Source organism: Actinotalea lenta, from assembly GCF_030586465.1.
GTDB classification, from domain to species: Bacteria; Actinomycetota; Actinomycetes; order Actinomycetales; family Cellulomonadaceae; genus Actinotalea; species Actinotalea lenta.
In genome coordinates, this window is sequence record NZ_JAUQYP010000002.1 from 330,368 (window position 1) to 343,398 (window position 13,031).

Sequence of the window (13,031 nt, forward strand, 5' to 3'; positions counted from 1 at the left end):
CGGGTGCCGCACACTCCTGATCTCTCATCCCTCGTCAAGGCCTACGACGTCCGCGGCGTCGTCCCGGACGACTGGGGGCCCGACACGGCCGAGGCTCTCGGTGCAGCGTTCGCCGAGGTCGCGGTCCTGCCCGGCGCTCCGGACGGGCCGTTGTCCGCCCGCCCGTCCGTGGTCATCGGGCGCGACATGCGCGAGTCCGGTCCGTCCCTCGTCGACGCGTTCGCCGCCGGTGTCGCGGCCCGTGGCGTCGACGTGGTCCGGATCGGGCTGTGCTCCACCGACGGGCTCTACCACGCGTCCGGGGTGCTGGACGTGCCCGGCGCGATGTTCACCGCGAGCCACAACCCGGCCGTCTACAACGGCATCAAGATGTGCCGGGCGGGCGCCAGGCCGGTGGGGGAGGCCACGGGCCTGGCGGAGATCCGGTCGCTCGCGCAGCACTACCTGGCCGATGGTCTGCCGGAGCCCGCGGACGAGCCCGGCACCGTCTCGGATCGCCAGATGCTGCCGGACTACGCGCGGTTCCTGCGGTCGCTCGTGGACCTGTCCGGCATCCGGCCGTTGAAGGTCGTCGTGGACGCCGGCAACGGGATGGCCGGCCTGACGGCTCCCGCGGTGCTCGGCACGCAGGCAGGCCAGCCCGAGCTGCCGCTGACCGTCGTCCCGTTGTACTTCGAGCTGGACGGGTCGTTCCCGAACCACGAGGCGAACCCGCTGGACCCGGAGAACCTGCGCGACCTGCAGGCCGCCGTGGTCGAGCACGGCGCCGACCTGGGTCTGGCCTTCGACGGTGACGCCGACCGGTGCTTCGTCGTGGACGAGACGGGCCGACCGGTCAGCCCGTCGGCGATCACGGCCCTGGTCGGACTGCGGGAGGTCGCCCGGGAGCTGGGCGAGGGCCGCACGCCGACCGTGATCCACAACCTCATCACGTCGCGGGCCGTGCCCGACCTGCTGTCCGCGGCGGGAGCCACGACGGTCCGCACCCGTGTGGGCCACTCGTTCATCAAGGCGCAGATGGCCGAGCACGAGGCCGTGTTCGGGGGCGAGCACAGCGCGCACTACTACTTCCGGGACTTCTTCTTCGCCGACACCGGGATGCTCGCGGCCATGCACGTGCTGGCGGCGCTGGGGACAGCGACCACGCCGTTCGGTGACCCGATCCCGCTGTCGGCCCTCGCCGAGGCGTACGAGCCGTACTCGGCCAGCGGAGAGATCAACTCGCGCGTCGCGGACGTGCCGGCAGCCCGGGCTCGGGTCGTGCAGGCCTACGTGACCGAGCAGGGCGCCGGCCCGGTGGAGGTCGACGAGCTCGACGGCCTGACGGTCGTGCACTGGGACGAGGCTCCGCGCTGGTGGTTCAACCTGCGGGCGTCGAACACCGAGCCGTTGCTGCGGCTGAACGTCGAGGCCGAGGACGAGGACATCATGGTCAAGCTGCGCGACGACGTGCTCGGTCTCGTCCGGCAGGAGCGGTGACCGTGCCGGGCTGGGCGCGTGACCTGCTGCGCTGCCCGGCGTGTCACGGCGAGCTCGCCGGGTCCGGCCCGCTGACGTGCACGGTGTGCCGCCGCAGCTACCCGGTGCGCGACGGCATCCCGGTGCTGCTGGTCGACGAGGCAACGGAGCACGGGAGCGCCTGATGTCCGAGTCCGGGGGCACCAAGGCGATCATCGCGGCACTGTCGGCGAACCTCGGCATCGCGGTGACGAAGTTCATCGCGTTCCTCCTCACCGGATCCTCGGCGATGCTGGCCGAGTCGGTGCACTCGCTGGCCGACTCGGGCAACCAGCTGCTGCTGATCCTCGGAGGACGGCGCGCGCGGCGCCAGGCCGACCCGGAGCACCCGTTCGGGTACGGGCAGGTCCGGTACTTCTACGCGTTCCTGGTCGCGATCGTGCTGTTCTCGCTCGGCGGCCTGTTCGCCCTGTTCGAGGCATGGGAGAAGTACCGGGATCCGCACCCGATCGAGGGGTGGCAGTGGGTGCCCGTGGCCGTGCTCCTCGCGGCGATGGTGATGGAAGGCGCGTCCTTGCGAACAGCCGTGCACGAGGCGAGGTTGCACAGCGTGGGCGGCTGGTGGCGGTTCATCCGCACGTCGCGCTCACCGGAGCTGCCCGTCGTGCTGCTCGAGGACAGCGGGGCGATCCTGGGTCTGCTGTTCGCGCTGTTCGGGGTCGCCATGACGATCGTGACCGGCGACGGCAGATGGGATGCAGTCGGTTCGGGCGCGATCGGCCTCCTGCTGGTGATCATCGCCGTGGTGCTCGCACGCGAGACCCGGTCGCTCCTTCTGGGTGAGGCCGCCACGCCGGCCCACGTGGCCGCGATCCGCGAAGCCCTGGTCGGAGACGGCGTTCAAACGGTGATCCACCTGCGCACGATGCACCTCGGGCCGGAGGACCTGCTGGTGGCCGCGAAGATCGGTGTCCCAGCCGCGTCGACCGCCGCCGATGTCGCGGCCGCGATCGACGCCGCCGAGACCCGGGTCCGCGAGGCCGTCCCGCTGGCGCGGCTGATCTACCTCGAGCCCGATCTCTCACGCGGGACCTGACGGTGTCGGGGCGCGCGGTAGTGCTGGCCGCCGCGGCCCCCGTGCTGCTCGCCTGCGCCCTGGCGGCCTGTGCCCCGTCGCCGAACGCTGACTCGCCGACGACGGACACTGCCCCGTCGTCGTCCGGCGTCGCCTCGCCGACGGCGCCGTCTGGCACCGCGGGGAGCGGTGATGCTGGGATCGTCGGACCCACCTCGAGCCCCACCTCCGCGTCGCCGTCCGGCTCTCCGCGCTCGGCGCCCTCCGGCTCGCCCGACGCTCTCGCCCCGTGGGCCGCGACGCGCCCGCTGGTCAGCATCTCGCGGATCACGCCGGCGCTCGCCGAGCGGATGTCGGCGTCCTGGCACTCCGGTTGCCCGGTGCCGCTGTCCGACCTGCGGTACCTGCGGGTCCCGTACCGGGACCCGGCCGGCGTCACGCGAACCGGAGAGCTCGCGGTGCACGCGGACGTGGCCCGCGACATCACCGACGTGTTCGTCGAGCTGTGGGAGCTGGGCTACCCGATCACGTCGATGCGGCTGGTCGACGACTTCGGGGGCGACGACGACGCCTCGATGGCCGCGGACAACACGTCGGGGTTCAACTGCCGGATCGTCACCGGCGGCTGGACCTGGTCCGAGCACGCCTATGGGCTCGCGCTCGACCTGAACCCGGTCGAGAACCCCTACGTGCGCGACGGCCGCGTGGCTCCTCCCGCGGCGCTCGCGTACATGGATCGGCCCGACGTGCCCGGCGTGCTCCACGCGAACGACCCCGTGGTCGCGGCCTTCGCGGCGATCGGCTGGACCTGGGGTGGCAGCTGGAGAGGGTCCGTCGTCGACTACCAGCACTTCTCGCTGCGCGGCCGGTGAGTGTGGGCGACGAGCCGGGAGTGGCCCTCGCGGATGTGGGTGGAGGTCGAGCTGGTGGTGGCGATGCCGCGAATGGGGTCGTCGGGCCGGCGCTGTTCAGGCGGTGGGTGCCGCAGGGTCTGGGGGCGGGGCCACTGGTCATGAGGTGGGCATCTGGACCAGGCCGTCGCCGTCGCGGTGTCGTCGGTGGATGGGCCAGGAGCGAACGGGAGGCGGCGGAAGTCGGTCTCGGTGACCACGATGGCCGAATCGTCCGGACACACGATGGCCGAATCGTTAGGGCACACGATGGCCGAATCGTTAGGGAACACGATGGCCGAATCGTCCGGGCAGCCGCCGTCGGAGGTGTGCGAGCAGTCCGGCGGGTGGGTGGGCGCAGCCACTGCCATGGACCGACCTCTCCACTCCCCGCCGGCGCCGTGCGCCATCCGCGCGGCCTTCACTGAGATCACGGGTTGCCGGCGCCGAGATCACGGGTTGCCGGCGCCGAGATCACGGGTTGCCGGGGCCGAGAGGGAGAGCGGGCTGGGCCGACTGACGCCGTGGGCCGCCCCATCGGCTAGGTCTGGGGCCCGCAGCGCCCGGTTCGTCCCACGCACCGCGGCCACCGGGCGGAGCTCCCTGCGTCGGTGTGCCCCCGGGCGGAGCTCCTTGCGTCCGTGTGCCACCGGGCGGAGATCCCCGCGTCGGTGTGCCACCGGGACGGGCGTCATCGCGTGACGCGACGTCCCCGATGACCGAGCCGTCCTCCCGGCGGAACTCCCACGCTCCTCGCGCCCGGCGGATCCGGATGCCGCGGCGGTGCACGAGGCCGTGGTGGAACCAGCACAGGAGGATGCCGTTGGCGACCGAGGTCCGTCCGTGGTCGACCCAGGACAGCACGTGGTGGATCTCGCCAAGGGTCGGCGGGGCGCCGCAGCCGGGGAACCGGCACGACACGTCGCGGGCGATGACGGCGAGACGCTGCTGCCCGGTGTACGTCCGCTGCGCCCGCCCGACGTCGAGGACCGCGCCGTCCGCCGCGAAGACCACGCGGGTCAGCTCGCCGTCGCACACCAGCCGCGCCAAGGCACTGGGTGGTAGGGGCGTGCCGTCGGACAGCTCGGCGGGCGGAGCGGCGTCGAAGCAGGCGGGATCGACTCGGCCGGCTGCGCCGTCCGGTGCGGCCGCCGCCGCGTCGCCCTGCTGGAGTCTCTCGAGCGTCTCGAGGGGGATGTGCACCATGAGGTGCGGTCGCACCTGGTTGCCGCCACCGGCGAGACCACGGTCCAGGACCAGGTGCGCGGCGTCCACGAGGGCGGCAGCCTGACGTTCCTCCTTGGTGCGGGTGTCGCCCTTCGCCGGGACGCCGGCCACGGCACGGAGCGCCGTGGCGACGAGCTCGGCGTTCTCGAGCGTGAGGAACCCCTGCAGCGCCACACCGTCGGGTCGGCGCGCGAGGCTCACGTACTCCTTGGCGCGCGCGGCGTCGTGCTCGGACTCCGCCGCCGTGGCGTCGACCGTGGCGGCCCATCGGTCCACGACCCGCCGGAACCGGTCGACCGGTGTCCGGGCCGCCTGGGCCAGCAAGGCGGCCTCGTTGCGCTCCGGGTCACCGGACGTCAGCGCAGCCCGGCGCGCGGGCGACGACCCCGCGGCGCGTGCCAGGACCTGCGCGTGCTCGAGGGTGACCTCTCCGTGCTCGACCGCCCGGGCCGTACGCGGGAGATCGCCGTCCAGCGCACGGCCGAGCTCCACCGCGCGGCGCACCGAGCCCCGCGAGGCGAGCTGCTGCCCGGCGACCCACTCGGGGAACGTGCGCGCGGTGCCGGCCGACCACCGGCCGTCGGCCTCGACCCGGGCGAGCACTCGTGCCGCGAGCCCGCGGAGCTGGTCGGCGGCGCGGCAGAGGTCGGCGTGCAGCGCGGGCCCTGTGTGGCTGTCCACCACCGGCTCCAGCGCGACCAGCTCGGCGATCTCGGCGCGGATCCGGCGAACACGCTCCCCGAGGTCCGACCTGCCGCTCGGCCATGCGGGGACCGGCCCCGACCCGGCCTGCAGCCCCGGGACGACGGCACGCGGGGCCGGCGTCGCTCCCGCTCGCTGGTCGGCCACGTGATCGCCCCCTCTTCTTCGCACAAGTGTACGAAGAGGACCTGACGTGGGGGTGCTGACAGCGAATCTGTGGACGACCAGCTCAGCAGCGTGTGTCAGTACGGGTCCGGCACGCCGTGCGGGAGCCGGGCGACCTGGCGCTCCTCCTCGGCCGCGGACGCGGCCCGACGCGCGGCGGTCGCGTACTCACGGTCCCGACGCTCGGCCAGGACGGCCGCGAGGAACCGCTCCGGGTGCGTCCCGAGCGGCGGACCGGGCGCCACGTACTGCTCCACCTGGGCGGCCAGCTCGGTGCCCAGCCTGCTGCGCGACGTGGGGTTCAACCCGGCCGAGCGTCCCAGGAACTGACGCACCGACAAGGCCAGCCCATCCGGGAGCCGCCGGATGTCGCAGGATCGTGCCCACGCCGCGAGCTCCGTCGGCATCACGACCGGCGGCAGGGCGCGTTGGCCGCCACGCACGCGGACCGCGTAGGTCCCCGCGAGCAGGTCGCCGACACGCTTGCCCTTGCGGTGCAGCATCGACGTGATCAGCGCAACGGAGCCCGCGGTCATCCAGAGCTCGAGCACCCCGACCAGCGCGCGGATGACCGCGTGGCGGAAGCGGACCGGGCCGCCGTCGTCACGCACGATCCGCAGCCCGAGCGCGAGCTTGCCCAGCGACCTGCCACGCGACAGCGTCTCCACGGTCGTCGGTATCCCGACCATGATCGCGACCATGACGGCCACCACGAGGGCTGTGCCCGCGGCGGTGTTGGCCCGCTGCCCCGCGGCGAAGGTGACCAGCACGATGACCCACCCGACCACGGCCAGCACGACGACGTCCACGAGTCCGGCGAGCACGCGGCTCGCGAACGAGGCCGGTCGGGCGTCGAGCACGACGCCCTCGCCGATGAGGATCTCGTCCGACATCCCGCCCTCCTTGCGCCCACAGGGACACGCTGCCCGCGGACCCCGCTGTGGCAGGCTACCGGTCGTGGACCTCGACGCGTTCTCCGCCGTGCACCGGGCGAGCTGGGCGCGACTGGCCACGCTGTCCAAGTCCCGGCGGCTGCACGGCTCCGAGGCCGACGAGCTGGTCCGCCTCTACCAGGAGGTGGCCACCCATCTGTCGATGGTGCGGTCCGCGGCGCCCGATCCTGCGCTCATCTCCGAGCTCTCGCAGCTGCTGGCCCGGGCCCGCTCGGCGATCTCCGGATCGCACGACCCCTCCTGGTCGGACCTGTCGAGGTTCTTCGTCGAGACCTTGCCGGCCGCGTTCTACCGCGTCCGCTGGTGGACGCTCGGCGTCGCGGTCGCCAGTGCGGTGCTCGCCGTCGTGGCGGGTGCGTGGCTGGTGCGCTCTCCCGAGGCGCAGGCGGCGATCGGGCCACCGGGCACCCTCAAGGAGATCGCCGACCGCACCTTCGCGCAGTACTACGTGCAGTACGACGGTGCGAGCTTCGCGGCGCAGGTGTGGACGAACAACGCCTGGATCGCGGCGCAGTCCGTCGCGTTCGGGATCACGGGGATCTGGCCCGTCATCGTGCTGTACCAGAACGCGGTGCACATCGGGCAGGTCGGCGGGATCCTCGTCATGCATGGTGGCCTGTCGGTCTTCTTCCAGCTGATCGTGCCGCACGGGCTCCTCGAGCTCACCGCCGTGTTCATCGCGGCCGGGACCGGGTTGAAGCTGTTCTGGACCATGGTGGACCCCGGCGGACGCCCCCGCGGCCGTGCGCTCGCGGCGGAAGGCCGGTCCCTCTTCACCGTCGCGCTTGGCCTGGTGGTCGTGCTCGGGATCTCTGGCCTCCTGGAGGGCTTCGTCACACCGTCGACGGTGCTGCCGTGGTGGCTCAAGATCGTCATCGGAGCCGTGGTCTGGCTCGCCTTCTGGTGGTATGTCGTCGCCCTGGGCAGGCGTGCCGTTCGCGCCGGCGCGACCGGGGACCTGCGTCGCGACCTCGCGGGCGACGAGCTACCGCTCGCGGCCTGAGCCTCACAGCCGCCCGGCGGCCTTGAGCGCGAGGTATGCGTCTGCGAGCCGAGGAGCGAGCTCGTCCGGCAGGGCGTCGACCACCTCGACCCCACGCTGGCGCAGACGCACGAGGACCGCGGCGCGCTCGATCTCGGTCCGCTCGGCGGCGGCGGCGTCGTACACGTCGCTCACCGTCCCCCGGTTCCGGGTCAGCTCGGCCACCTCGGGGTCGGCCACGGAGGCCAGCACGACCGTGTGGTCGTGGGCCAGCGGCCCCACGGCCGGCAGGAGCCCGGTGCTGACCGCCGCCGGGTCGAGCGAGGTCAGCAGCACCACCAGGGCGCGTTGGGAGAGCCGCTGCCGGATGGCGGCAACGGCAGCCGGCCAGTCCGCTTCCACCAGTGCCGGGTCCACGGGCGCGAGCGCGTCCGCGAGCGCCGGGAGCATCCTGCCGCCGGAGGTCCCCGTGACCTGCGCGCGGACCCGACGGTCGTGCGCGATGAGGTCGACGCGGTCCCCGGCGTGCGAGGCCAGGGCGGACAGCAGCAGCGCGGCCTCGATCGAGGCGTCGATGCGTGGCAGGTCGCCGATCCGGGCCGCCGACGTGCGCGACGTGTCCAGCACGATGAGCACACGCCGGTCGCGCTCGGGCCGCCACGTGCGGACCACGACCTCCGAGCGCCGCGCGGTGGCTCGCCAGTCGATCGAGCGGACGTCGTCACCGATGACGTACTCCCGTAGGGAGTCGAACTCGGTGCCGGCGCCGCGGATCTGCACTGCCGTCCGGCCGTCCATCTCGCGCAGCCTGGCCAGTCGCGACGGGAGGTGTCGCCGGGAGGCGAACTCGGGGAGCACCCGGAGGCGTCCCGGGACGTCGGCGGACAGCTGCCGGGCGGCCAGTCCCATCGGCCCGAACGAGCGCACCGTGACCCGGTCGGCAAGGCGGTCACCACGCCGGGTCGGCAGCAGCGGGGTGACCAGCCGCGCGGACTCCCCGGGGGGCAGCGAGACCCGGTGCCGGTTGCCGGTCGCGCCGGCCGAGGGCTGCCAGGCGTCGCGCACCTGACCCCGAAGCCGGCGTCGGCCCTCGTTGGTCACGACGAGCTCGGACCGCGACGGCTGCGTCAACCGGACCGATCCGGGCAGGACACGCCGCACGACGACATCCCGCGGTGAGCCCGCCAGCAGCAGGTCGACCGCCACGGCGAGCACCACGAGCAGCGCCCATCCGAGCACGATCGCGTACACCGGCACGAGCAGCACGGGGACCAGCCCCACAGCCGCCAGCGCCGCGGTCCGCCAGGACAGCGCCATGCTCAGCGGGGGACCGGCACTGCGGCCAGCACGGTGTCCAGCACGCTCTCGGCGGTCACGCCCTCGAGCTCGGCCTCGGCGCGCAGCTGGACGCGGTGCCGCAGCGTCGGGTGGGCGAGCGCCTTGACGTCGTCGGGGGTGACGTAGCCCCGTCCGGCCAGCCAGGCCCAGGCGCGTGCCGTCGCGAGCAGGGCCGTCGCCCCACGCGGCGAGACACCCAGGGACAGCGACGGCGAGGACCGCGTGGCGCGCACCAGGTCGACGGCGTACCCGAGCACCTCGGGTGCGACCTGGACCTGGCCGACCTCGCGGCGGGCCGCGGCGAGCTGCACCCCGTCGGAGACGGGGTGCACCCCGGCGGCCGCGAGGTCGCGCGGGTCGAACCCCGTGGCGTGCCGGTGCAGCACCTCGATCTCCTGGTCCCGCTCGGGCAGGGGCAGGGTGAGCTTGAGCAGGAAGCGGTCGAGCTGCGCCTCGGGCAGGGGGTACGTCCCTTCGTACTCCACGGGGTTCTGGGTGGCGATCACCACGAACGGGTCCGGCAGGTGCCTGGGCCGGCCGTCGACCGAGACCTGGCGCTCCTCCATGGCCTCGAGCAGGGAGGCCTGGGTCTTGGGCGGTGTGCGGTTGATCTCGTCGGCGAGCATGAGGTTGGTGAACACCGGGCCCTCGCGAAATGAGAACTCGGCGGTGCGGGCGTCGTACACGAGCGATCCGGTGACGTCCCCGGGCATCAGGTCCGGTGTGAACTGCACGCGGCTCGTGCGCAGGTCGAGTGCCGCGCTCAGGGCCCGGACCAGGAGGGTCTTCGCCACGCCTGGCACCCCCTCGAGCAGCACGTGCCCTCGGCACAGCAGGGCGATGACGAGCCCGGTCACGGCGGCGTCCTGCCCGACGACGGCTTTGCCGACCTCGGTGCGCAGGGCACCGAGCCCGGCTCGCAGCTCGGGCGACGGGGTGAAGTGCGGGTGTTCGGTCACGTGTGGTGAACCTCGCTCTCGAGCTGGTCGAGCGCCCGGGCCAGGGCCCGCAGCGCCGCGTCATCGGTCGGTGGTGGTCCGTAGAGCAGGTCGGCGACCTGGGCCGGGGGGCGCCCGGTCGCACCGGCGAGCGCATCGATGACGGTGCGCGCGTCGGCGCTGCGGGCCAGGCCCAGGCGGGAGGCCGCGCGCCTCGCGGTGCCCGCGCGCAGCGCGGCTGCGGCGTGACCGCGGGCCCTCGCCCCCCGGTAGAGGCGTCCGCGGCCCACCGTGGTCTCGGCGGCGCGCACCGTCACCGGTAGGGGTTCGGTGACCACCCTTCCGAAGGCTCGGGCGCGCCACAGCGCGACGACGAGCACCAGGAGACCGAGCCACGCAGCGACGGGGCCGGCGAACGGTGGCAGCGCGACACCGATGCCGGTACCGGCGCCGGTCGAGGGGGACAGCAGGGTCGGGCGGTACCACGTCAGCTGGTCGTGCTTGCCCAGCACGCGCAGGGCCAGCGCGGCGTTGCCGGCCTCGGTGACGTGTGCGTTGGTGAGGACGGCGCTGTCGGCGAGCACGCGCACCGTGCGGCCGCCGAGCTCGAGGACGGCGTAGGAGCCCGTGCCCGGGGTTCCCGGGTCGGCGAAGCACACCGTGGCGCGGGTGTCGAGCGCGGCGAGCGCGTAGTCGGACGACGAGACGGCGCGCGCCGCGACGGCGTCGGGGTCCTGGCAGTCCGCGTACCGCACGCCCGGCGCGTGGTCCCAGGCGTTGGCCACCGCGCCGTCGGTCAGCTCCTGGAGGGTCCGGTCGGTGCCGTCCACGACGACGAGATCGGCCGGCGTCCGGGCGAGCCGCTCCAGGTCGGCCTGGTCCAGCGGGAGCGTCTCGACGACCGCGAGGGTCGTCCCGGCCGCTGCGGCCGCGACGGCGGCGTCGACGCTGCGCACCTCCGTGACGTGCACGCCCTGTCGGCCGAGCACCTGCGCGACGGCGCGGACCCCCAGGGGCCCGGGGTTGTTGATCGCGAGGGGGTCGCCTGAGAGGTCGGGTCGGATGAGCACCGAGAACAGCACCGAGATCCCGAGCACCACCGCGATGAGGAGCGGGAGCCGCCAGCGTCGCCACCGCCGGGCGGCGGCGGTCCTGGCACGCTCGCCCCCGATGCGCACCGGCGCGGACTGGTCGGTCACGCCGGTGCCACCTCGAGGGTGCGGGCGTCCGGGCGCGTCCGGGCGATCTCGTCGTCCAGCCCGGCGATCCACCGGTAGCCCGCGCCGTCGGCGTGGGAGTCGCCGTAGCAGACGTCGTCGAAGAGCCGGCCTGCCGCGCGGAGGTCGGCCGCGCGCTCGGGGAAGCGGACCGCGCCGGCCTCCGCGGCCTCGTGGGCGGTTCTGCCCGGTCGCGGGTCGAGGACCGCCCGTTCCTCGAGGGAGCGGAGCAGGGCGCGGAACCGGTCCAGCACCGCGGCGTCGAGGCGGCCGGCCGCAGCGTGGGTGTCGGCGGCGGACCGCAGCTCCGCCGCGCTGCGTGTCTCGTCGGCCAGCACCTCGTGCGAGCCGCGCTCCGTGCCCCGGGATCGGCGCACGGGGCCGGCGACGAGCAGGGCGACGACCGCGACGAGCACCGCGACGCCGACGACGACGGACCCCGCCACCAGCGGGTCCACCCTGGCCAGCGCCGGACCGATGTTGGCTATCTGCTCCTGGACCCATGCCAGGAGCCGCTCGAGCAGGCTGGGTGAGTGGTGGTAGACCGGGTCGAGCAGCTCGGCCTCGAGCCACCGGCGCGCCTGGTCCGCGTCGGGGTCCACCGGCACGTCCGTGCTCAGGGCCGCGAGCAGGCCCGAGACCGGCGCGGTGGCGGTCATGACGCCTCGGCGGCCCGGGCTAGCTCGATGTCCAGGCCTTCCGAGCGCATCCGCACGTCGACGTAGAGCAGCGCGACCACCGGCGCGAGGAAGGCCAGAGTGATGACGACGCCGACCGCCTCGCTCAGCACAGTGAGCGACACCGAGAGCAGGCTGCCCTCGGAGAGCGCCGCGAACGCGGTCACGATCCCGAGCGGCACGGCGACGACCTGCTGGATCACCCCCACGATCAGCAGGGCCAGGAGGTAGATCCCGAGGAGGCGCCAGAAGTGCCCGCGGGACAGCCGCCAGCCGCGTCCCACGGCGGAGCGCAGGGACTGGCCCTCGAGCACGACGGCGGGCGGGATGAGCAGCGTGCGGACCATGAACCAGAGCGCGAAGACGACTGCGCCGAGGGCCCCGAGCAGCGTCAGCACGACGCCGGGCCCGGTGCTCCCCGTGGTGAGCAGCAGGATCCCGGGCAGCAGGACGAGGCCGACGCCGAGCGTCTGCACGACCCCGGCGGCGATCGCGTAGGGGACCAGCAGCAGCGATCGTGTCCAGTAGGACCGCCACACCTCTCCGATGCCGATCTTCTGGCCGATGACCGAGCGGCTCACCGACACGGTGAGGAGCCCGGTGAGCACGGTGTTGGCGACGAACGTCATGGGCCAGACGCCGACGCCCGCCCCCACGCTCGTGGAGTAGAGGTTGGCCATCTGGCCCGCGGAGACGTCGCCGGTGTCCCCGAGCGAGGTGAACAGGTCGGAGAACATCGGGCGGAGCACGGGCATCAGGGCATAGCTGATGGCGACGGCCAGCACGGAGCCGATGGCCACCACGAGCACCGGGAGACCGAACATCACCCGGGGGTTGTCCCGGATCGACCGGAACGCCCCGTCGTAGACCTCCCCGAGCCCGAGGGGCCGCAGCGGCACGATGCCTGGTTGCAGCGGCGCCGGCTGGTAGCCGACGGGTTGCCCGTACTGGGGCTGCCCGTACTGGGGTTGGCCGTACTGGGGCTGCCCGTACTGGGGTTGGCCGTAGGCGGGCTGCTGCTGCGGTTGCCCGTACTGCGGTTGCCCGTACTGCGGTTGGCCGTACTGGGGTTGCCCGTACTGCGGTTGGCCGTACTGGGGCTGGCCGTACTGGGGCTGGCCGTACTGCGGTTGGCCGTCCTGGGGTTGCTGCGCGTCCGGCGGTTGCTGCGCGTCCGGTGGCGGTGGCACCGGCGTGTCGTAGCCGGGGATGCCTTGGGGTTCCCCCCAACCGGACGGAGCCGTCGGGGCCGGTGGCTCACCGGGCTGGCGGTCGTCCGCGTGGTCGCCGGTCGGCTGCGACACCGGTCACCCCCGTTCTTCTCGTCGTGCACGGCCGGCGACCATCGTGCCACGACGCACCCTGGAACGGGCGTGGGTGCACTGGTGATCCTGGGCAGGTGACACCAT

12 protein-coding genes are annotated in these 13,031 nt (G+C 73.6%); 5 read left to right on the forward strand and 7 right to left on the reverse strand.

Going from position 1 to position 13,031, the window contains the following annotated elements; all coding sequences use genetic code 11:
* Positions 1-3: 3 nt before the first annotated feature.
* The 4 genes from Q6348_RS15365 (at position 4) to Q6348_RS15380 (ending at position 3,405) form a co-directional block, all read left to right on the forward strand.
* On the forward strand, positions 4-1,479 hold the full coding sequence (locus Q6348_RS15365) for a phosphomannomutase/phosphoglucomutase (protein WP_304602268.1): 1,476 nt from the start codon (positions 4-6) through the stop codon (positions 1,477-1,479).
* Complete coding sequence (locus tag Q6348_RS15370; RefSeq protein WP_304602269.1) at positions 1,476-1,643, forward strand: Trm112 family protein; 168 nt, start codon at positions 1,476-1,478, stop codon at positions 1,641-1,643. Before Q6348_RS15365 ends, Q6348_RS15370 begins: the two co-directional genes overlap by 4 nt.
* Entirely contained in the window at positions 1,643-2,554 is a 912-nt protein-coding gene (locus Q6348_RS15375) for a cation diffusion facilitator family transporter (RefSeq protein WP_304602270.1), read from the forward strand. Before Q6348_RS15370 ends, Q6348_RS15375 begins: the two co-directional genes overlap by 1 nt.
* 359 nt (positions 2,555-2,913) lie before the next feature.
* A complete protein-coding gene (locus Q6348_RS15380; RefSeq protein ID WP_304602271.1) occupies positions 2,914-3,405 on the forward strand; it encodes a M15 family metallopeptidase in 492 nt (163 codons plus the stop codon).
* Positions 3,406-3,897: 492 nt separating this feature from the next.
* Here the strand turns inward: Q6348_RS15380 and Q6348_RS15385 are convergent, their stop codons facing one another.
* On the reverse strand, positions 3,898-5,499 hold the full coding sequence (locus Q6348_RS15385; protein WP_304602272.1) for an HNH endonuclease signature motif containing protein: 1,602 nt from the start codon (positions 5,497-5,499) through the stop codon (positions 3,898-3,900).
* A gap of 95 nt (positions 5,500-5,594) precedes the next feature.
* Positions 5,595-6,410, reverse strand: a complete 816-nt coding sequence (locus tag Q6348_RS15390) for an RDD family protein (protein ID WP_304602273.1) — start codon at positions 6,408-6,410, stop codon at positions 5,595-5,597.
* A 64-nt stretch (positions 6,411-6,474) separates the two neighbouring features.
* Between Q6348_RS15390 and Q6348_RS15395 the strand changes: the two genes are divergently transcribed.
* Complete coding sequence (locus Q6348_RS15395; RefSeq protein ID WP_304602274.1) at positions 6,475-7,473, forward strand: stage II sporulation protein M; 999 nt, start codon at positions 6,475-6,477, stop codon at positions 7,471-7,473.
* A gap of 3 nt (positions 7,474-7,476) precedes the next feature.
* Here Q6348_RS15395 and Q6348_RS15400 read toward each other — a convergent pair whose 3' ends face one another.
* Genes Q6348_RS15400 through Q6348_RS15420 form a run of 5 tightly spaced genes read right to left on the reverse strand, consistent with a single transcriptional unit; the run spans position 7,477 to position 12,812 of the window.
* On the reverse strand, positions 7,477-8,769 hold the full coding sequence (locus Q6348_RS15400) for a DUF58 domain-containing protein (protein ID WP_304602275.1): 1,293 nt from the start codon (positions 8,767-8,769) through the stop codon (positions 7,477-7,479).
* A gap of 2 nt (positions 8,770-8,771) precedes the next feature.
* Positions 8,772-9,749, reverse strand: coding sequence for an AAA family ATPase (locus Q6348_RS15405; protein ID WP_304602276.1), 978 nt, complete (start codon positions 9,747-9,749; stop codon positions 8,772-8,774).
* Positions 9,746-10,927: a DUF4350 domain-containing protein gene (locus Q6348_RS15410; protein WP_304602277.1), complete on the reverse strand. Its 1,182-nt coding sequence runs from the start codon at positions 10,925-10,927 to the stop codon at positions 9,746-9,748. Before Q6348_RS15410 ends, Q6348_RS15405 begins: the two co-directional genes overlap by 4 nt.
* Positions 10,924-11,604 carry a DUF4129 domain-containing protein gene (locus Q6348_RS15415; RefSeq protein WP_304602278.1) on the reverse strand — a complete coding sequence of 227 codons (681 nt, stop codon included), beginning with the start codon at positions 11,602-11,604 and terminating at the stop codon, positions 10,924-10,926. Before Q6348_RS15415 ends, Q6348_RS15410 begins: the two co-directional genes overlap by 4 nt.
* The gene (locus Q6348_RS15420) at positions 11,601-12,812 is read right to left on the reverse strand and encodes a glycerophosphoryl diester phosphodiesterase membrane domain-containing protein (protein ID WP_304602279.1); all 1,212 of its coding nucleotides are present in this window, start codon (positions 12,810-12,812) and stop codon (positions 11,601-11,603) included. The genes Q6348_RS15415 and Q6348_RS15420 overlap by 4 nt, the downstream gene beginning before the upstream one ends.
* Positions 12,813-13,031: the final 219 nt, after the last annotated feature.

Excerpts from the sequence above, each read along its gene's own strand:
- Q6348_RS15375 (WP_304602270.1), top strand. The coding sequence starts at position 1,643 with ATGTCCGAGTCCGGGGGCACCAAGGCGATCATCGCGGCACTGTCGGCG.
- Q6348_RS15400 (WP_304602275.1), bottom strand. The coding sequence starts at position 8,769 with ATGGCGCTGTCCTGGCGGACCGCGGCGCTGGCGGCTGTGGGGCTGGTC.
- Q6348_RS15390 (WP_304602273.1), bottom strand. The coding sequence starts at position 6,410 with ATGTCGGACGAGATCCTCATCGGCGAGGGCGTCGTGCTCGACGCCCGA.
- Q6348_RS15415 (WP_304602278.1), bottom strand. The coding sequence starts at position 11,604 with ATGACCGCCACCGCGCCGGTCTCGGGCCTGCTCGCGGCCCTGAGCACG.